Raw genomic sequence first — 21,004 nt, 5'->3', positions numbered from 1 at the left:
GAGGTTATTTATCCCATCCGCCAAAACTGGATTAGCGATCTGGTTTCTTCGTTGGCGGGGGTGTTCATGGCTACAATCAATTCAATTTCGGCATCGCTGTATATTTCACAGACCACTATCACTGTTTCTGCTGCAAGCGCCGCTGAGAAGCCGGACGGTACGAAGCCCGAAACAGTTGCTGAATCACACCATGCCCAGGGTCATCGCCATCACGGTGGCGGTTATTTTATGCGGAGCGTCGTTAACGCATTGCAGGGTTTGGGGTTGAGTTTTCCTCGTGAAAATGCTGACAGCCATCATGAATCGGATAGATCAAACCAGTCTGACGAAGGAAAAGCCGCCGATATAGGGCAACTGGTAAAGACATTTCTGCAGGATTTGCACCAAGTATTGACGCAAGCTGGCTCGGGACGGGCTGTTGGATTGAGTGCTGATGCAGCGTTCGGCGACAATGCAAGTGGAGTTGATACGGTTTCGCAATTGTCGAATAACGCGGCGACGGCGAATGCGTCGACCACGACCAGTACTGAGTCTGCGGACCAAGTTTTGACCGATTCGGCTTCCAGCTCGGCGTCGGTCACAACTGATGATGCTTCGACTCAGTATGCTCGCGGCGATGTGTTTAAGGCACTACACGGCTTTTTACACGAGTTGCGGCGAGCGCTCGTGCAAGTTGCAGATGCTGCAAATACCGGAGCTGGCGGCAAAGGTGATGACTATGGATCTCGCTCGGTCGGCTGGCACGGTTATCGAAATTTTTCCGCGAACTTGGACAACTTGATTGCGGCTTTAAGTGACGGGAGTCAGGCAAGTTCCGATAAATTTAAGTCTCTAAGGGAGGATTTCGATCGTCTGGTCAATCTTTTGGATAGTGGCAGTGGTGGCGCGAAACCTTCATTGTTGGAATTTTTGAACAAACTTAAGGGTGACACCGAGCATCAGAATTCGGCACCAGCCGGCTCAGGTACTATCGTCTCGGCTACGGTGTGAGTCGGGATTAAAGCGGATTGGCAGAAAACGCTTGCACAAAAATTTAACGTCGTTATAATGCACGGCTCGAACGACAAGACTTTAGGCGCGTAGCTCAGTTGGTTAGAGCACCACCTTGACATGGTGGGGGTCGGTGGTTCGAGTCCACTCGCGCCTACCAAAATACTAAGCACCGCACGACGGTGCTTTTTTTATTGTGGAATCCAAAAATGCCAGTGATAACTCTGCCTGATGGCTCTCAGCGTCAATTCGACCATGCAGTTTCTGTGATGGATGTGGCTCTGTCTATCGGTACCGGGCTGGCTAAGGCGACCTTGGCTGGCAAGGTCGACGGTAAGCTGGTTGATGCTAGTTATCTGATTCAGGGCGATGCGACCCTGCAAATTGTGACCGCGAGGGATGAGGAGGGCGTGGACGTTATTCGTCACTCCACTGCCCATTTGTTAGCGCAAGCCGTTAAGCAGTTGTTTCCCAGCGCTCAGGTTACTATTGGTCCTGTCGTAGAAAACGGCTTTTATTACGATTTTTCTTACGAGCGATCGTTTACGCCCGACGATTTGGTTGCGATAGAGAAAAAAATGCAGGAATTGTCTGCAGCCGATATGCCGGTGCAGCGTTCTTTGATGGCTCGCGACGAAGCGGTGCAATTCTTTAGTGCGTTGGGTGAAAAATACAAGGCCGAGATTATCGCTTCGATTCCGGCAAATGAGGAATTGTCGCTTTACCGGCAAGGCGAATTTACCGACCTGTGCCGCGGCCCCCATGTGCCGAGCACTGGTAAGCTAAAAGCATTCAAGTTGATGAAAATTGCCGGCGCCTATTGGCGGGGCGATTCGAAAAACGAAATGTTGCAGCGGATTTACGGTACCGCGTGGGGTGATGCTAAAGAGTTGGCCGCTTATCTGCACCGTCTTGAAGAGGCGGAAAAGCGCGATCATCGCAAAATCGGCAAGGCTTTGGATTTGTTTCATACTCAGGAGGAGGCGCCGGGTATGGTGTTCTGGCACGACAAGGGCTGGACGATTTACAAAGAAGTGGAGCAGTACATTCGCGAGAAGTTGCGGCTGAACGGCTATGGCGAAGTTAGGACGCCGCAAATTGTCGACCGTACTTTGTGGGAGAAATCCGGGCATTGGGATAAATTCAGTGCGATGATGTTCACCACGCATTCCGAAAATCGGGATTATGCGGTGAAACCGATGAACTGCCCGTGTCATATCCAGATTTACAATCAAGGTATCAAAAGTTACCGTGACCTGCCGGTGCGCCTGGCTGAATTCGGTTCTTGCCATCGTAACGAGCCTTCAGGTACTTTGCACGGTCTGATGCGGGTTAGGAACTTTGTGCAGGACGATGCGCATATTTTCTGCACTGAAGATCAGATTCAATCTGAGGTATCGACTTTTATCGATTTGCTGTTCGAAGTGTATAAGGATTTCGGTTTCGACGAAGTGATCATTAAGTTATCGACTCGCCCTGAAAATCGGGTCGGCGCCGATGCGGTATGGGATAAAGCGGAGAGTGCTTTGGAGTTGGCGCTTAACAATAAAGGCCTTGAATGGCAGTTGCAGCCTGGAGAGGGTGCTTTTTACGGTCCGAAGATTGAGTTCTCGCTGAAAGATTGCATCGGTCGGGTTTGGCAGTGCGGTACCATCCAGGTCGATTTTTCGATGCCGGAGCGGTTGGATGCCTGTTACATTGGTGAAGACAGTGCGCGCCATACCCCTGTGATGCTGCATCGGGCTATTTTGGGTTCGTTAGAGCGTTTTATCGGTATTTTGATCGAGCAGTACGCCGGAAACTTTCCGTTGTGGTTGAGTCCGGTGCAAATCATGGTCATGAATATCACCGATCGTCATGCCGAATATGCCGAGCAGGTTCGCCTAGAACTTGAAAAACAAGGTCTTAGGGCCAAAATTGACTTGAGAAACGAGAAGATAGGCTTTAAAATCCGCGAGCATTCCATGCAGCGTGTCCCGTATTTGTTGATTATCGGCGACAAGGAATTGGAAACTCGAACTGCGAGTGTGCGTACCCAGCAGGGCGAGGATCTGGGAAGTCTGTCAATTGGCGAACTTGGCGAACGTTTGAGAAAGCAGATTGCGGATCGAAAATAATAACAACTTGGAGGATAGGGTATCAGCTCTAAAAAAGATGCAACGCGCTTAAATACCGAGATTACCGCCAGACGGGTAAGGGTGATAGGCGCTGAAGGTGAACAAGTTGGGGTTGTATCAATAAACGAAGCTTTGCAGCTTGCCTATGATGCGAACCTGGATCTGGTCGAAATTTCACCCAACGCCGATCCTCCTGTTTGCAAAATCATGGATTTTGGCAAATACCAGTTTGAGCAAAATAAAAAGCTCCAGGCCGCCAAGAAAAAACAAAAACAAATCCAGATCAAGGAAATCAAATTTCGACCGGGTACCGAAGAGGGCGACTATCAGGTCAAATTGCGCAGCTTGATCAAATTTCTCAACGAAGGCGATAAAACCAAAATCACCGTACGGTTTAAAGGGCGCGAACTAACTCATCGCGAACTGGGTATGGATCTGTTGAAACGTATCGAAACCGATTTGGAAGAGTTGGCCGCGGTCGAGCAATTCCCCAAACTGGAAGGCCGGCAAATGGTCATGGTGATGGGGCCGAAAAAGAAAAAATAATTTTGCCGTTTTTTAAACGGTACGGCGTTGCCGGATTGCAGCGCTGATCGGGTTTTACCCGAAAAAATTCGGTTGGGCCGAGCATTTTGCCTGATTGAGTTTTCGCTCAGGGACTTTATTTTTAACATTGGAGAAAACAAATGCCAAAATTGAAAAGCCATAGTGGCGCCGGTAAGCGCTTTAAGAAAACCGGGACCGGTGGTTTCAAGTGCAAACAATCGCACAAACGCCACATCTTGACCAAAAAAACCACGAAACGGAAAAGACAACTGCGTAAAACAGCCATCCTGCATCCGTCAGATACGCCATTGGTAGCGCGTATGCTGCCATACAGTTGATCGACTAAATTACATTGCAGAGAGAATTGAAAAATGGCTAGAGTAAAACGCGGTGTTACCGCTAGAGCAAGACACAAAAAGATTTTAAAGCTGGCTAAAGGTTACTACGGTGCCCGTAGCCGGGTTTATCGGGTTGCTAAACAAGCGGTCATCAAAGCAGGTCAATATGCGTACCGCGACCGCAAGCAGAAAAAACGCCAATTCCGCGCTTTGTGGATCGTGCGGATTAACGCTGCGGCCCGCCAATTCGGCATTTCCTACAGCCGCTTAATCAATGGCTTGACTAAAGCCAATGTCGCTATCGACCGCAAGGTACTGGCCGACTTGGCCGTACGCGACATTCAAGCCTTCGGCGAGATTGCAAAGGTAGCAATCGCCAACCAGAGCAAGCCGTAAGCTGCTTTCAAATTCGGTTTTAGAAACCGTTTTGACGCATCCTCCCCGCTATGCGGGGAGTTCCGCCTTTCGACGGCGGATATCCATCGCTTGGGAAATCCCATCAATTACAGACAAAAGTGAGCTGAGTCGTGTCGGCTAATATCGAAGATATCGTTAAGCAGGCATTAGATGAGCTTGCACAGGCTAAGGATCTAGGTCAATTGGATCAGGTTCGGGTCAACTATCTGGGTAAAAAAGGCTTGTTCACCCAGCAAATGAAAGAGTTGGCTAGCATGGATCCGGAGCAGCGTCGTAGCGCTGGACAGGTTGTCAACGATGCCAAAAGCACTTTCCAACACGCTCTCGAGACGCGCAAACTCGCTTTAGAAAGTGCAGAGCTGGCTGCTCGGTTAGCGAGCGAGTCTATCGATGTGACTCTGTCTGGTCGCGGACAAACCACCGCCGGTTTGCATCCTGTTACTATTACCCTGCGGCGGATTAGTAGAATTTTCGCTAGCGTCGGCTTCAACGCGGTGGAAGGGCCGGAAATTGAAGACGACTATCACAATTTCGGCGCGCTCAACATTCCCGCACATCATCCCGCGCGTGCGATGCATGACACTTTTTATTTCGACGCGCATACGGTACTAAGAACCCACACTTCGCCGGTGCAAATTCGGGTCATGGAATCCGAGAAGCCGCCACTAAAAGTGATTGCGCCCGGCCGAGTCTACCGTTGCGATTCGGATTTGACGCACACGCCGATGTTTCATCAGGTTGAGGGCTTTTTAGTCGATACCGATGTCAGCTTTGCCGATTTGAAAGGCGTCGTGTTCGAATTCTTGCGCGCATTTTTCGAGAAAGACATTCAAGTTCGTTTTCGCCCGTCTTACTTTCCATTTACCGAACCTTCGGCTGAGGTCGATATCGAGTGCGTAATGTGTGACGGTAAAGGTTGTCGCGTCTGCAGCCAAACCGGCTGGCTGGAAGTCATGGGCTGCGGCATGATTCATCCGGAAGTTTTCAAATCCGTGGGTATCGATCATCAAACCTATTCCGGTTTTGCATTCGGCATGGGGGTCGAGCGCCTAGCCATGCTGCGTTACGGTATTAACGACTTGCGGATGTTTTTCGAAAACGATCTGAAATTTTTACAACAGTTTAGGTAACGGTGGATTGGAATCATGCAAGTAAGTGAAGCCTGGTTAAGGGAGCTGGTCAATCCACCTATCGCCACTGCCGAATTGGTTGCGCAATTGACCATGGCCGGCCTCGAAGTCGATGCGGTCACTCCGGTTGCTGCCGATTTTAGCGGTGTGGTAGTGGCTGAAGTACTGGAAACCGTCCAACATCCGAATGCCGATAAACTGAAGGTTTGCCAAGTCAATGTCGGCCAAGAGCAAGCGCTGCAGATTGTTTGCGGAGCCAGCAACGTTCGGCCGGGTTTAAAGGTGCCGGCCGCCCTAATTGGTGCGGTACTGCCGGGCGATTTCAAAATCAAGGAATCCAAACTGCGCGGTGAGTTGTCGTTTGGCATGTTGTGTTCCGAAAAGGAACTGGGTTTAGCTACCACTTCCGAAGGTTTGATGGAGCTGCCGACCGATGCGCCGATAGGTCAAGACATACGCGAATATCTACTACTGAACGATAACGTGATTGAGCTCGGCTTGACACCGAATCGCGCCGATTGCTTGAGCGTCGTGGGTGTGGCGCGCGAGGTCGCAGTATTGAATGGTTTGACGTTACCGTCCGACGATTCCGTCGTCATCGAACCGCAACATCAGCAGACCTTGGACGTTCAAGTCCACTCTGCGGAAGCTTGCCCGGCGTATTTGGGGCGTTTGATCAAGGGTATCGATTCAGCCGCACAGACGCCGCTTTGGATGCAGGAGCGCTTGCGCCGTAGCGGGATCCGCAGTCTCAGCCCGGTGGTCGATGTCACCAACTATGTGCTGATTGAACTTGGTCAGCCTTTGCATGCATTTGATGCCGATAAATTGACGGCGCCCGTTGTCGTCAGACGCAGTCGAGCCGGCGAGTCATTGGCGTTGTTAAACGATCAGACCATAGAACTTGATGGCGAGGCCTTAGTCATCGCTGATCAACATCGGGCGTTGGCTCTGGCTGGCGTTATGGGCGGCAAAGAGAGCGCGGTGTTTGCCGAGACTCGCGATATTTTCCTGGAGTGCGCTTTTTTCAATCCAATCAGCGTCGCAGGCAAGGCTAGACAGTTCGGGTTGCATACCGATTCTTCCCACCGTTTCGAACGCGGTGTCGATTTTAATTTGCAACGTCGAGCCATCGAGCGCGCGACGCAATTGATATTGGAAATTGCCGGCGGCAGACCGGGGCCAGTGACGGAAGTTATTAACACTGAAGCCTTGCCGGCCCGCTTGGCAGTCAAATTAAGTAGTTCTCAGATCGAAAAGGTCTTGGGTATCCAATATAGCGACACGCAAGTTCGTGATCTATTCTGCGGTTTGGGTATGCGGGTCGAGCCTTGCGCAGACGGGTGGGAAATTACACCGCCTGCATTTCGTTTCGATATCGCAATCGAGGAAGATCTGCTCGAGGAAATTGGCCGGGTATATGGCTATAACAACTTGCCCAGCAGTCATCTATTAATGCGTACTGAATTGGGTAAAGCACCGGAGTCGGTGCTAGGGTTGGATCGATTGCAGGATTGTCTGGTCGATCGTGGTTATCAGGAAGCCATCACCTACAGCTTTGTGGATGAAGCGATGCAAAAAGCGGTGGCGCCGGATGATGAATTTATTCGGATCCAGAACCCGATTTCATCCGAGTTAGCGGTGATGCGTACCACCCTGTGGTGCGGATTGTTGAACGCTGCGCTATACAACATTAATCGGCAGCAGAGTCGGGTGAGGCTGTTCGAGACTGGCCTGCGGTTTGGCTATGAAAACGGCGCGATTCGGCAACAAAAGATGCTTGCAGGCATAGCACTTGGCGACCTGAATGCCGAGCAATGGGGCGAGAAGTCTCGGAAAGTCGATTTTTTTGATGTGAAAGCCGATGTGGAAGCCTTGCTCGGCCTTACCGGCAGCGTTGCGGTGTTCAAGGCAGCGGAGCATCCGGCATTGCATCCTGGGCAGACAGCTTGCATCTTCAACCAGGATGGAGAAACGATTGGTCTATTGGGAATGTTGCATCCGACATTGCAAAAACAACTGGGCTTCGATAGCTCGGTGTTTTTGTTCGAATTGAACCAGGATGCAATTTTGCAGCGCAAGGTGCCTAAATTCAGTCCCTTGTCCAAATTCCCGTCGGTACGCCGAGACATGGCCTTGTTGGTGGCGGAAGCTGTATCCGCTGATGCGATTATTGCTTGTATCGCCGAAACTGGCGAACAATCCATTCGTGATGTTTCGATTTTCGATGTCTATCGCGGGCAGGGCGTGGCCGAGGGTAGCAAAAGCGTGGCGTTGAGTTTGGTACTGCAAGATTTTTCGCAAACTCTTACCGATGCCGAAATTGATGCTATATTTCGCAGGGTGTTGGAGACTTTGACGGCTAAACTGAATGCAAAATTGAGGGAGTGATTGTGGCATTAACGAAAGCAGATATTGCAGAAAAGTTGTTTGAAGATCTCGGCTTGAATAAACGAGAAGCTAAAGAAATAGTAGAGCTGTTTTTCGACGAAATCAAAAGAAGTCTGGAAAGCGGTGAACAAGTCAAAATATCGGGTTTTGGCAAATTTGAATTACGGGATAAAAATGGCCGTCCCGGCCGCAATCCGAAGACCGGCGAGGAAATACCGATCACGCCGCGTCGGGTCGTTACCTTTAGAACAGGGCAAAAATTGAAAGCTCGAGTGGAAGCTTATGCTGGAACCCAGTAATAATAACGAATTACCGGTCATTCCGGCCAAGCGCTATTTCACGATTGGCGAAGTCAGTGATTTATGCGGTGTAAAACCTCATGTTTTGCGCTATTGGGAGCAAGAATTTACCGAGCTGAGTCCGGTCAAGCGACGCGGGAATCGGCGTTATTACCAGCGTCACGATGTGCTGTTAATCCGCCAAATTCGCGCCTTACTCTACGAACAAGGCTATACCATCGGTGGTGCCAGAGCCCATCTGGCGAGCGGTAGCGCTAAGGAAGATAGCCTGCGCACGAAGCAATTAATCCATCAAATGATAGGCGAGCTGGAAGATATTTTGGAGCTATTGAAATAGCGCGCTCGTAAATCATGGTAAAATGATTTTCACTATTTATTCAAAATCGGGGCGTAGCGCAGCCTGGTAGCGCACTTGTCTGGGGGGCAAGTGGTCGTGGGTTCGAATCCCGCCGTCCCGACCAATCAAATCAATGGTTATAAAATACGCCATTGCCATAGTTATCAAAATTGCAGTTTCGGTACAACAATTTTTATCCGTACTGTTTGGTCGATATGGCCAAATTATCTAGCAATCTCCGAACTCGACAATTCTAACGTTATACTAGTCCGCTAACTAATGCGTTAGATAGGATTTCTAGTTCATGCAAAGTAAAGATAAAAAGGCCCTCAGCGAAACGGACATCTGCGACCTTTTCATCACCCCGGCGATATGCGATGCAGGCTGGGACGCCATAAAACAAATCCGCCGCGAAGTCACCCTGACCCCCGGTCCGATAGTCGTTCGCGGCAATATCTCTTCGCGCAACAAGAAAAAGAAGAAATTCGCCGATTACGTTTTGTACTGGGAACCCGGCGTCCCGGTGGCCGTCGTCGAAGCTAAAGACAACAACCACACTGTCAGCCACGGCCTGCAACAAGCCCTGGGCTACGCGGAGATTCTGCAAGTCCCCAGCGCCTTTAGTTCCAACGGCGACGCTTTCGCCGGCCACAATAAAACGCCAAAGCCAACCGAAGACATCGAAACCGAATTCGCGCTCGATGCATTCTTGCCGCCCGAGCAGCTTTGGCAGCGCTACAAGCAATTTCGCGGCATAACCGACCAAAACGAAAAACTGGTCATCCAACCCTACTACGAAGACAGCAACAGCAAAGAACCGCGCTATTACCAAGTCGAGGCCATCAATCGCACGATTGAAGCCGTCGCTAACCATCAAAAGCGTGTGCTGTTAGTCATGGCCACCGGCACCGGCAAAACCTACACTACATTCCAGATCATCTGGCGTTTGTGGAAGGCCAAGCAGGTTAAGCGCATCCTGTTTCTGGCCGACCGTAACATTCTGGTCGATCAAACCCTGGTCAACGACTTCAAACCGTTCGGCTCGGTGATGACCAAAATCAAAAACCGCAAACTCGATCCTGCTTACGAAATTTATCTCGGCCTCTATCAAGCCATCACCGGCCCGGCGGAAGAAGACAAAATCTTCAAAAACGTCTCGCGTGATTTTTTCGACATGATCGTCATTGACGAATGCCATCGTGGCAGTGCCGCCGACGATTCGGCCTGGCGGGAAATCCTCGATTACTTCAAAGATGCCATTCAACTCGGTTTGACCGCCACACCCAAAGAAACCAAATACGTCTCCAGCACGGATTACTTCGGCAAACCGGTCTACACCTACAGCCTCAAACAAGGCATTGCCGATGGTTTTCTGGCTCCGTATAAAGTGGTGCGCATCGACATTGACAAAGACATCCAGGGCTGGACGCCGCCGCAAGGCATGAACGACGACCTTGGTAAACCGATTGAAAGCCGCACTTACAACCAAGCGGACATGGACCGGATTTTGGTGCTCAATCAACGTACTAAGCTGGTTGCTAAGCGCGTGATGCAATATTTGCTGGCGACTGATCCCTATTCCAAAACCATCATTTTCTGCGAAGACATCGACCACGCCGAACGCATGCGGGTCGCCATCGTCAATGCCGCCGGTCAACTCGCTATCGACAACCCCAAATACGTCATGCGCATTACCGGCGACAGCGTGGAAGGCAAAGCTGAACTGGATAACTTCATCGACCCTGAGAGCAAATTCCCGGTCATCGCCACCACCTCGGAGTTGCTCACCACCGGTGTCGACGCCAAAACCTGCAAGCTGATCGTGTTGGATAAAACCATCAGTTCCATGACCACCTTCAAGCAGATTATCGGTCGCGGTACCCGAATTGATGAAGAATTCGGCAAGTTTTTCTTCACCATCATGGACTTCAAAAAAGCGACCGAACTGTTCCGCGATCCGGATTTCGACGGTGAACCGGTAGTCATCTACGAACCAGACGATGACGACGATCCCGTGCCGCCCGATCCGGCACCGGAAGACGAAGAAGACGGCGACGAAGTCAACGAAGAAACCGGCGTTTACAAAGTCCGCGTCAGTGGCGTGCCGGTCAGAATCATCGCCGAGCGCGTCGAATACCTCGGCCCGGATGGCACCCTGATTACCGAATCCTACCGCGACTTCACCCGCAAACAGATTCAGTCCGAATTCGCCTCGTTGGACGAGTTTCTGCAACGCTGGCACGGCGCCAAGAAAAAACAAGCCATCATCGACCTGCTGGAAGATTACGGCATCGTGCTGGATAACCTGGCCGCCGAAGTCGGCAAGGATTACGGCGATTTCGACCTGATCGCCCACATCGCTTACGACCAGCCGCCGTTAACTCGTAAAGAACGCGCCAACAACGTTAAAAAGCGCAACTACTTCACTAAATACGGCGAGCAAGCCCGCGCCGTGTTGCATGCCCTGTTGGAAAAATACGCCGATGAAGGCATCAGCACCATTGAAAGCGCCAAAGTCCTCAAGCTTAAACCGTTTAGCGACATTGGCACTCCAGTTGAAATCATCAACCAAGTCTTTGGCGGCAAAGACCAATACGAATCTGCCATCCAAGAATTAGAACAAGAATTGTACAAACAGGACCAATCTGCATGAGTAACGTTTCCGGCATCATCAAATCCATCCAAGACATCATGCGCAAGGATGTCGGCGTCGATGGCGACGCCCAGCGCATCAGTCAATTGGTGTGGCTGTTTTTCTTGAAGATTTTCGATGACCGCGAACAAGAACTGGAGCTGATTGAAGACGACTACCAATCGCCGCTGCCCAAGCACCTGCGTTGGCGTAACTGGGCGCAAGACCCGGAAGGCATGACCGGCGACGAACTGGCCGATTTCGTCAACCTGCAACTATTCCCCACGCTCAAAGACAAACTGCCGCTGCACGGCCCCGCCGGCCAACGCGCCCAAGTCGTGCGCGACGTCTTCGAAGATGCCTACAACTACATGAAATCCGGTACCTTGCTGCGCCAGGTCATCAACAAAATTGGCGAAATCGACTTCAACAACAGCGCCGACCGCCACACCTTCGGCAGCATTTACGAACAAATCCTCAAAGACCTGCAAAGCGCCGGTAACGCCGGCGAGTTTTACACGCCGCGCGCCGTCACCCAATTCATCGTCAACCGCATCGACCCGCAATTGCACGAAACCGTGCTCGACCCGGCCTGCGGCACCGGCGGCTTTTTAAGCTGCGCCATCGACCACAAGCGCGAACGCTACGTCAAAACCGAAGCAGACGAACAAACCCTGCAAGCCTCGATCCGCGGCGTCGAGAAAAAAGCCCTGCCGCACATGCTCTGCGTCACCAACATGATACTGCACGGCATCGACACGCCCACCAACATCCGCCACGACAACACCCTTAGCCGTCCGTATAAAGACTACGGTAACGCCGACCGCGTGGATACCATCATCACCAATCCGCCGTTCGGCGGCATGGAAGAAGACGGCATCGAAAACAACTTTCCGGCCCAGTTCCGCACCCGCGAAACCGCCGACTTGTTCATGGCCTTGATTATCAAACTGCTCAAAGACAAGGGCCGCGCCGCCGTGGTATTGCCGGACGGCTTTTTATTCGGCGAAGGCATGAAAACCCGCCTCAAAGAAAGCCTGCTGACCGAATGCAACCTGCACACCATCGTCCGCCTGCCCAACGGCGTGTTCAACCCCTACACCGGCATCAAAACCAACATTCTGTTTTTCGACAAAGGCACGCCGACGCAAACCGTCTGGTATTACGAACACCCGTATCCGGACGGCGTCAAAAGCTACAACAAAACCAAGCCGATGCGTTTTGAAGAATTCCAAACCGAAATCGCCTGGTGGGGCAGCGCCGCCGACGGCTTCGCCAGCCGCCAAGCCAGCGAACAAGCCTGGCCGGTATCCATCGAGGACATCAAAGCCCGCAACTACAACCTGGACATCAAAAACCCGCACGTCGGCGAACAAATCAGCCACGATCCGGACGAATTGCTAGAACGCTATGCCCAGCAGCAACAGGAAATCGGCCAACTGCGCGACCAGCTTAAAGCCGTGCTGCAGCAAGCCTTGCAACGTTAACAATAAATCCCCTCTCCCACTGGGAGAGGGCTAGGGTGAGGGTGTGTTAAATCAATGCGAAGCCGCAATTTTTGAAGCCACATTATTTTAAATTTCCCCTCACCCCAACCCTCTCCCGCTGGAGAGGGGGCAGGCTATACCAAACAGATCACTTAATGGAATTCCGAACAGTCACAAACCCAATGACCGATTTAATCAGCCAACATTTAGACCTTTGGACTTCCGCCATCGCCAGCAAAAGCAGCGCAGGCCGGGGCAATACAACTCCCTCTCCAACGCACCCTATAGGGCATAAAGGAGAGGGCCGGGGTGAGGGGAATCCAACCAGTACCCGCAATGCCAAGTACACCGCGTACGGCATCAAAAAGCTGCGCGAACTGATTTTGGAATTGGCGGTGCGGGGAAAGTTGGTGCCGCAAGACCCGAATGATGAGCCAGCGAGTGTGTTGCTGGAAAGAATTTCAGTTGAAAAAAAGCGGTTGATTAAAGAAGGAAAGATCAAAAATCAAAATCCGTTGCCAGAAATCAATGATGATGAAAAATCCTTCGGGCTTCCATCTGGCTGGGAATGGGTTAGATTACAGGATGTTTCAGCGTATATCCAAAGGGGTAAAGGTCCAAAATACGCAGATCAAGGTCAAGTACGGGTAATTTCCCAAAAATGTATTCAATGGAATGGCTTTGATTTATTGCAAGCCAAATATGTAGATGATGATTCCATAACTAGCTATCAGCCAGAGCGATTTCTTGTGGAAAACGATCTGTTGTGGAATTCAACCGGAACAGGGACTGTTGGGCGAATTAACGTTTTAGCGAAAGTAAAACCAAATTCTCTTGTTGCTGATTCCCATGTAACAGTTATCCGCCCATTAAACATAAACAGTAACTTTATTTTGTGCTATATCAGTGCGCCAGGAATTCAGCAGAGAATTGAACCAGGCTCCGAGAAAGCATTAGTTTCTGGTACAACTAATCAAGTGGAGTTGAATACAAGTGAGGTAATTAGGCTAGTTGTGCCAATTCCACCTCTCGCCGAACAACACCGCATCGTCGCCAAAGTCGATGAATTGATGGCGCTGTGCGATCAACTGGAGCAACAGCAAGCCGACAACATCGCCGCCCATCAAACCCTGGTGCAAACCCTGCTCGACACACTGACCCAAGCCGCCGATGCCGCGGAATTCGAGCAAGCCTGGAACCGTATCGCCGACCACTTCGACACTCTGTTCACCACCGAACTCAGCATCGACCAACTCAAACAAACCCTCCTGCAACTTGCCGTCATGGGTAGATTGGTGCCGCAAGATTTGAACGATGAACCAGCGAATAATCTTCTAGAAAAGATTGCAATTAAAAAAAACAAACTGATTAAAGAAAAGAAAATCAGAAGGCTCAAAGTTCTTGACCAAATCTCCCAAATAGACAAACCATATATTCTGCCTAGAGGCTGGATATGGTGCCGGCTTGAAGAATTCGCATTATTCGAAAACGGTGACAGAAGTAGTCGTTACCCTAATTCCAGTGATTTGGTCGAATGCGGTGTTCCGTTTTTCGGAGCCCCTGATATTGTTAATGGAAAATTGGAATTTACTTCCGAGCTGCGGTTTATCACGATGGAAAAATTTTCCCAGCTAAGTAATGGAAAACTTGTGGACCGTGATTTCATCATTCTGTTAAGAGGCTCTGTCGGCAAGATCGCCCAATTTTATGCAAATACTAATCATAAAACTGGATTCATCAATGCTCAGATGCTGATCATTCGCCTCCTTGAATTGGATATGGCTGGTTACGTCAACTACTTCTTCAAATCCGACGTTTTTCTAACTTCAATTTCCAAGTCGAAATCTGGAGCGGTAATACAGCAAATACCTGCAAGTGAAATATCAAAATTAATAGTTCCCCTGCCTCCTCTCGCCGAACAACACCGCATCGTCGCCAAAGTCGATGAATTGATGGCCCTCTGCGACGCCCTCAAAGGCCGCATCGCCGCTGCGCAAACCACGCAACTCCAGCTCGCTGATGCGATTGTCGAGCAAGCCGTCGCCTGAGTGGGTATTTCTCCCTCTCCCATTGGGAGAGGGCCGGGGTGAGGGTGGTCATCCAATTTATTCCCCTCACCCTAACCCTCTCCCAGAGGGAGAGGGAATTTGCTTTACATCTGCAAAATGAGTCACCCAATGACCATTAAGCGCCCGGTATCCTGGTGCACCAAGGATCAGCACCATTTCTTCGATCACTACGCAGACTTCAACACCTGGCTGGAGGAAAGCGACGACGCCCAGGATTTACGCGCCGACTTGGGCTTGGACAACCTGTCGCAACCGGCCAAAGCGCTGTTTGCCGGTGACAAAGCCCAATACGACCAAGCCTTCGAACAATACAAAACCAACCGCCGCCAGGAAATCCTCAGCCGCGACTATTTGCAACCTTTGACTGGCGACGAACACTGGTTCGAGCACAATGTCGAACATTTCGAACAGCTGTTGCTGCAAATGGCCAAGGGCGAGGTGGTACCGTTCGTCGGCGCCGGGTTATCGGTCGGCGGCCGTTTTCCCACATGGCAGGATCATCTGCGTCAGCAAGGCAAAACCGCCAATATCGCCAGCGAACAGATCGAAGCCAAACGCGGTCGCGAGGTTTTCGTTGCCGAGATCAGGAACGTGTTCGGCAAAAACGGCACGGTTCCCGATACGGTTTGGCGCTTGACCGAGTTGTGCGGCGATACGGTAATGACCACCCATTACGACCGCTTACTGGAACAAGCCTTCGGCGCGGGCTTGGAGTAAGCCTTACAAATCGTCAACGCCTTGCTTGGCGCCGAGCAGCCCGCCAAGCGCACCGCCATCGTCTTTGAGTTAGGGCTCCCGTCTTAAAATCTCTCAACATCCGCAACATTGCTTCTATCCGCGACAATCGTTTGGCTTTACTGGGCGCTTGTCGCGTGTAGCGTTTGGCCTTTTTCATCTGTGATGCTGGAAGCCGCGCCGTTTTTGGGCTGTCGGTGAGTCAAAGATAACGAGGTGGAAAGACGATGATAGCGACTAAAAGCCTGTTGGAAATCCCCTGGCAAAATGCCTTTTTTGTTGGTATGGCCAATGCGAATATCTTTAGAAATGATATTGCTATGGAATGTTTTGGTGGGCGGATAGACATCACGCAGATGTGCGTTAGCGAACCGACTTAAGCCTATGAGGGTGTTATTTTCAATCGATTGAGGGAGGTAATTCGCCTGCGGTAAAGCCAAGTCATTACATCTCTTAGAATTAACTTATTGCGATTACTCTCTAAAAACCTTTAAAAACATGGACGTTGAGGCAGGGCAAAATGTAAAGATGTGATTCTTTGCTTTCCAGTCAATCTAAGCGCGCTGAAAAATGGTTAAATCTAACGAGGCCAATGTTGGCTCCAGTTCTCTGGCGGTTGTCGCCCCCTCGAACCCCGTACCCGAAATTCGTAGCGGCAAAACGCGCACCGATGCCGATAATGTGCCGCCGATCATTGCGATAGGGACATCGGCAGGCGGATTGGAGGCCCTCGAACAGTTTTTTGGCCGCGTCTTACCGGCCTGCGGTGTGGCCTTTGTCGTAATTCAACATCTCGATCCGGACCATCAGGGCATGCTGCCGCAATTATTGCAGCGGGTTACGCCGTTAACCGTAATTCAGACCCGCAATCGGATGAAAGTCAAGGCCGACTGGGTGTATGTCATTCCGCCCAACAAAGATTTATCCGTTTTGCATGGGAGGCTGCATCTACTGGAACCGCAGGCTCCGCGAGGCTTGCGTTTACCGATCGACTCATTTTTCCGGGCTTTGGCCGACGACCAGCGGGAACGGGCGATTGGCGTGATTCTGTCGGGCATGGGCTCCGACGGCACATTGGGGTTGCGCGCCATCAAGGAAAACGCCGGACTGGCGGTAGTGCAGGCGCCGGAATCGGCCCAATTCGATTCGATGCCGCGGAGCGCCATCGATGCCGGTTTGGCCGATATCGTTGCTCCCCCCGCGCAACTGTGGGACAAGATTCTGGCGTATCTCAAACACAATCCGCGAGGTTTGCCTGCCGCGCCGGAATGCAGTTTGGATCTAAAAAATCAAAGCGCGCTGGACCAAATCGTCATCCTATTGCGCGAACGTACCGGCAACGATTTCTCGCTGTATAAAAAAAATACCATTTATCGCCGGATCGAACGGCGGATGGGCTTGCACCAGATCGATACCATCGCCAAGTATGTACGCTATCTGCGCCAGACTCCCCAGGAACAGGATTTGTTGTTCAAGGAACTGTTGATAGGCGTTACCCATTTTTTTCGCGACCCGGCCGTCTGGGAGGCGCTTAAGACCGGTGCGATTCCGACGCTACTGGCGGAATATCCGGCCGGCAAACCCTTGCGGGCCTGGGTGCCGGCTTGTTCCACCGGTGAGGAAGCTTATTCGCTGGCCATCGTCTTTAAGGAAGCATTCGCGGCAAGCCCATGCAAACAGCCTTATAGACTGCAAATTTTCGCTACCGATCTGGATCAGGATGCCATCGACAAGGCGCGGCAGGGCTTCTATCCGGCCAATATTGCCGGCGACGTCTCGGCGGAACGCTTGAGCCGATTCTTTACCCTCGACGGCGAAGGATATCGAATCAATAAGGAAATTCGCGAGATGGTGATTTTCGCCTCTCACAATGTGATCATGGACCCGCCGTTTACCAAGCTGGATTTGCTCTGCTGCCGCAACCTGTTGATTTACTTCAGCCAGGAACTGCAGAAAAAGCTGATTCTGCTGTTTCACTACGCGCTAACCCATCACGGCATTATGTTGCTGGGTAACGCCGAAACCATCGGCAACGCCAGCCACTTGTTTAGCGTAATCGACAACAAATCTCGCTTATATAGGCGCATCGGCAATCCATTTCCGTTGGATGTCGATTTTCCGACCAAATATTTTCCGGTAACGGCGATGGTCGAAGAATCCAACCAGACCCCGTCCATACCCGATCTTCAGACCTTGGCCGATCAACTTTTGTTACAACATTTTGCCCCGGCAGCGGTGCTGGTCAATGCCGATGGCGACATTCTTTACATTAACGGCCGTACCGGCAAATATCTGGAGCCGGCGGCCGGCAAGGCCAATTGGAATATCCACGCCATGGCCCGCGAAGGTTTGCGGTATGAATTGATTGGCGCGTTGAAAAAAGCCCGCGGCCAACTCGAGCCGGTGCATGTGCCGGAGCTCGTGATCGACACCAATGGCGGCCGTCAGATCATTAACCTTACGGTACAGACTATAACCAAGCCCGCAGCCTTATCCGGCATGGCTGTCGTCGTGTTTCGAGATCTCGCCACGCCACCCGCCGCCATAGCCTCGCGCAAATCGCCAAATGCCAGGCAGAAACTGCTGGAAGCCGAGTTGCAACAAAGCCACGAAGATTTACACAACTTGCGCGAAGAAATGCAGACGTCTCAGGAAGAACTGAAGTCGGCTAACGAAGAGTTGCAATCGACCAACGAAGAATTGCAGTCCACCAACGAGGAATTGACCACCTCCAAAGAAGAAATGCAGTCACTGAACGAGGAATTGCAAACCGTCAATGCCGAACTGCAGGACAAGGTCGATGACTTGTCGCGGGCCAGCAACGATATGGACAATCTGTTGAATAGCATGGAAATCGCCACGGTGTTCCTGGACAGCGCGTTGAATATCCGCCGATTTACCAGCCATATTAGCCATTTGTTCAATCTGATTGCCAGCGATGTTGGGCGGCCATTGTCCGACATTGTCACCGAGCTGGATTATCCCGAATTGCATCAGGATGCCCAGAGCGTGCTGCGCACGCTGATTTTCGTCGAAAAACAAGTCAGAGCCGGCGACGAACGCTGGTTTAAAGTGCGGATCATGCCTTACCGCACACAGGATAATTTGATAGACGGCGTGGTGATTACGTTTATTGATATCTCCGAGACAAAAAAGCTAGAAGCCGAATTAAGGTGCCGTCATGAAGAACTGGAAAGACTTGCCTGATAGTAATCAGGAATTTCGCCAATCCGCGGAACGGCGTTTGGCCGACACCGGTCCGGATGTCACTGGCGAACCGCAACACCGTTTATTGCACGAATTACAAGTGCATCAGATCGAATTGGAGATGCAAAACGAGGCCTTGCGCGAAGCTCGAGCCATCGCCGAACATGCTTTAGAACGCTATGCCGAACTGTTCGATTTTGCACCGATAGCCTACTTTACCCTGGGAAGCGACAGTCGTATTCAGCAGACTAATTTCAACGGCGAACGTTTACTGGGCGCCGCCCGTTCCAACTTGGTCGGGCGGCGTTTTGCCAATATCGTTGCCGGCGAGCATAGGCCGGTTTTTAACCGCTTTATGGAAAACGTATTTTGCAATCCCGGTGCCGAGCGCTGCGAGATCGTGTTGGATTCCGGCGGCAAGTCGAGTTGGGTATCGATCGAAGCGATTGCCGATGCGGATAGAAAGAGTTGTCTGGCAGCGATGGTGGATATTAGTGAACGTAAACAAGCCGAACAAGAGCTGCAATTGGCGGCAACTGTCTATCTGGCGATAGAAGAAGCGATTATGGTGGCCGATACCGACAACCGCATTGTGGCTATCAACCCGGCCTTTACTAAATTGACCGGTTATTCCGCCGAAGAAGCCATCGGCCAATCGACCTCGCTATTGAAGTCCGGCCGGCATGAGTCCGCATTCTTTCAGGCCATGTGGCACTCGCTGAATACCACTGGGCAGTGGCAAGGAGAAATATGGAACCGGCGGAAAAATGGCGAAGAATTTCTGGCACGCTTATCGATCAGCACGGTATATGGCGAAAATGGCCTGCCGGTCCGGCGGGTCGCGATGTCTTCCGACATTACCGAGCAGCGCCGCGCCGAAGAAATCATCAGCAAACAAGCCAATATCGACCCGCTGACCGGATTGCCGAATCGGCGCCTGTTTCTCGACCGCTTGCAGCGGGCCATCAATAAATCGCATCGTACCCGTCAAAAAATGGCACTGATGTTTCTGGACCTGGACCATTTCAAAGACATTAACGACACTTTGGGACACGATTTCGGCGATCGCCTGTTGGAGGAAACCTCCCTGCGCCTGAAAAGCTGCATCCGCGAGACCGATACGTTGGCGCGGCCGGGCGGAGACGAATTTACGCTGATCATGGGCGAGTTGAAAGACTTAAACAGTATCGAGAGAGTGGCGCAAGCATTGCTGCAAACGATGATGGCACCGTTCCAGTTAAAGGACGAGCGTTGCTATGTATCGGTCAGCATTGGTATTGCCTTGTATCCGGACGATGCCGAGACATTGGATGAGTTGCTGAGAAAGGCCGATCAAGCCATGTATGCCGCAAAAAAACTGGGCCGCGGCCGTTTTTGCTTTTTTACTCCGGCAATGCAAGCCAGCGCGGAGAGCCGTTTGCGCCTGACCAACGATTTACGCCATGCACTGGCCGACAAGCAACTCTGGGTCGCTTATCAACCGATCGTGGAACTGGCTACCGGCAAAATCCTTAAAGCCGAAGCACTGGTGCGCTGGCAACATCCTCGCCGCGGTCCGATCGAGCCCACCGAATTCATTCCTATCGCCGAAGAAACCGGTCTGATCAATGAGATCGGCACCTGGGTGTTTCATCAAGTAGCGGAACAGGTTTGGAACTGGCGCATGAACTATTACGACCAATTTCAGATCAGCATCAATAAATCGCCGGCCCAGTTTCACAGCAATAGCGACAAATTATCCGACTGGTTCGAGCATTTGCAGCGTTTGGGTTTACCCGGCAGTTGCATTGCGGTGGAAATTACCGAGGGGCTATTGTTGGATGGCTCTACCATCGTCGCCGAAAAACTGGCGGCGTTTAAAAACGCCGGCATGCAAACATCGCTGGATGATTTCGGAACCGGCTATTCGTCTTTGTCTTACCTGAAAAAATACCACATTGATTTTTTGAAAATCGACCGGGCTTTTGTTTCCAATCTGACTGCCGGTTCCACCGACATGGCTCTGTGCGAAGCCATTATCATGATGGCGCACATCCTGGGCATGAAGGTGATCGCCGAAGGTGTGGAGACCGAGGAGCAGCGCTGCTTGCTGTTAAAAGCGGGTTGCGATTATGGGCAAGGTTTTTTCTTTTCGAAAGCAGTGACGGCCGAGGCACTTGAGAAGTTGTTTTAAATCCTGCAATAGAGGGCTTTAAACTACCCAGCTCTTGACAGATAAGTGGTCTAAGTCAATCCGGCGTTGGCCGGTAGGCCAACATCTGAACTGAAAAAATCGATCGTTGAAAGTCCTCACTTTGCTAGCGCTCGGT

Annotated in this window: 16 protein-coding genes and 2 tRNA genes; 17 read left to right on the top strand and 1 reads right to left on the bottom strand. The window is 51.3% G+C overall.

Translation table 11 applies throughout. The features are described from left to right. Positions 1-66: 66 nt before the first annotated feature. The 15 genes from ACH518_RS16195 to ACH518_RS16125 all read left to right on the top strand — a co-directional run bounded on the left by ACH518_RS16195 (position 67) and on the right by ACH518_RS16125 (position 15,470). On the top strand, positions 67-990 hold the full coding sequence (locus ACH518_RS16195; protein ID WP_445370839.1) for a hypothetical protein: 924 nt from the start codon (positions 67-69) through the stop codon (positions 988-990). Positions 991-1,073: 83 nt separating this feature from the next. Continuing rightward, positions 1,074-1,150, top strand: a tRNA-Val gene (locus ACH518_RS16190). Positions 1,151-1,199: 49 nt separating this feature from the next. Then, the gene (thrS, locus tag ACH518_RS16185) at positions 1,200-3,107 is read left to right on the top strand and encodes a threonine--tRNA ligase (RefSeq protein ID WP_445370838.1); all 1,908 of its coding nucleotides are present in this window, start codon (positions 1,200-1,202) and stop codon (positions 3,105-3,107) included. A 21-nt stretch (positions 3,108-3,128) separates the two neighbouring features. Continuing rightward, a complete protein-coding gene (infC, locus tag ACH518_RS16180) occupies positions 3,129-3,653 on the top strand; it encodes a translation initiation factor IF-3 (RefSeq protein ID WP_140912684.1) in 525 nt (174 codons plus the stop codon). A 140-nt stretch (positions 3,654-3,793) separates the two neighbouring features. Then, complete coding sequence (gene rpmI, locus ACH518_RS16175; RefSeq protein ID WP_054761633.1) at positions 3,794-3,991, top strand: 50S ribosomal protein L35; 198 nt, start codon at positions 3,794-3,796, stop codon at positions 3,989-3,991. Positions 3,992-4,024: 33 nt separating this feature from the next. Then, positions 4,025-4,387, top strand: coding sequence for a 50S ribosomal protein L20 (gene rplT / locus ACH518_RS16170; RefSeq protein ID WP_140912685.1), 363 nt, complete (start codon positions 4,025-4,027; stop codon positions 4,385-4,387). 131 nt (positions 4,388-4,518) lie between these two features. Further along, positions 4,519-5,538 (top strand): phenylalanine--tRNA ligase subunit alpha, encoded by a 1,020-nt coding sequence (gene pheS / locus ACH518_RS16165; protein WP_445370837.1) that lies wholly within the window; start codon positions 4,519-4,521, stop codon positions 5,536-5,538. 15 nt (positions 5,539-5,553) lie between these two features. Beyond that, positions 5,554-7,929 carry a phenylalanine--tRNA ligase subunit beta gene (pheT, locus tag ACH518_RS16160; RefSeq protein ID WP_445370836.1) on the top strand — a complete coding sequence of 792 codons (2,376 nt, stop codon included), beginning with the start codon at positions 5,554-5,556 and terminating at the stop codon, positions 7,927-7,929. Positions 7,930-7,931: 2 nt separating this feature from the next. Continuing rightward, a complete protein-coding gene (ihfA, locus tag ACH518_RS16155; RefSeq protein ID WP_425334030.1) occupies positions 7,932-8,228 on the top strand; it encodes an integration host factor subunit alpha in 297 nt (98 codons plus the stop codon). Further along, the gene (locus tag ACH518_RS16150; RefSeq protein ID WP_054761637.1) at positions 8,212-8,565 is read left to right on the top strand and encodes a MerR family transcriptional regulator; all 354 of its coding nucleotides are present in this window, start codon (positions 8,212-8,214) and stop codon (positions 8,563-8,565) included. Before ihfA ends, ACH518_RS16150 begins: the two co-directional genes overlap by 17 nt. 47 nt (positions 8,566-8,612) lie before the next feature. Beyond that, positions 8,613-8,689: transfer RNA gene (locus ACH518_RS16145), tRNA-Pro, on the top strand. 180 nt (positions 8,690-8,869) lie between these two features. Continuing rightward, a complete protein-coding gene (hsdR, locus tag ACH518_RS16140) occupies positions 8,870-11,218 on the top strand; it encodes an EcoAI/FtnUII family type I restriction enzme subunit R (RefSeq protein ID WP_445370835.1) in 2,349 nt (782 codons plus the stop codon). After that, positions 11,215-12,684: an N-6 DNA methylase gene (locus ACH518_RS16135; RefSeq protein ID WP_445370834.1), complete on the top strand. Its 1,470-nt coding sequence runs from the start codon at positions 11,215-11,217 to the stop codon at positions 12,682-12,684. Before hsdR ends, ACH518_RS16135 begins: the two co-directional genes overlap by 4 nt. A gap of 182 nt (positions 12,685-12,866) precedes the next feature. Beyond that, complete coding sequence (locus tag ACH518_RS16130; protein WP_445370833.1) at positions 12,867-14,732, top strand: restriction endonuclease subunit S; 1,866 nt, start codon at positions 12,867-12,869, stop codon at positions 14,730-14,732. A gap of 129 nt (positions 14,733-14,861) precedes the next feature. Continuing rightward, a complete protein-coding gene (locus ACH518_RS16125; protein ID WP_445370832.1) occupies positions 14,862-15,470 on the top strand; it encodes a hypothetical protein in 609 nt (202 codons plus the stop codon). Between the two features lie 137 nt (positions 15,471-15,607). On the opposite strand, the gene ACH518_RS16120 is transcribed toward ACH518_RS16125, so the two are convergent. Next, positions 15,608-15,928 (bottom strand): hypothetical protein, encoded by a 321-nt coding sequence (locus tag ACH518_RS16120; protein WP_445370831.1) that lies wholly within the window; start codon positions 15,926-15,928, stop codon positions 15,608-15,610. 130 nt (positions 15,929-16,058) lie between these two features. Between ACH518_RS16120 and ACH518_RS16115 the strand changes: the two genes are divergently transcribed. Both ACH518_RS16115 and ACH518_RS16110 read left to right on the top strand, forming a co-directional pair. Continuing rightward, positions 16,059-18,695 carry a chemotaxis protein CheB gene (locus ACH518_RS16115; RefSeq protein ID WP_445370830.1) on the top strand — a complete coding sequence of 879 codons (2,637 nt, stop codon included), beginning with the start codon at positions 16,059-16,061 and terminating at the stop codon, positions 18,693-18,695. After that, positions 18,670-20,868 (top strand): EAL domain-containing protein, encoded by a 2,199-nt coding sequence (locus tag ACH518_RS16110; RefSeq protein ID WP_445370829.1) that lies wholly within the window; start codon positions 18,670-18,672, stop codon positions 20,866-20,868. Before ACH518_RS16115 ends, ACH518_RS16110 begins: the two co-directional genes overlap by 26 nt. Positions 20,869-21,004: the final 136 nt, after the last annotated feature.

This window comes from Methylomonas sp. HW2-6, assembly GCF_052474525.1.
This window is presented reverse-complemented; position numbering and strand designations above follow the sequence as displayed.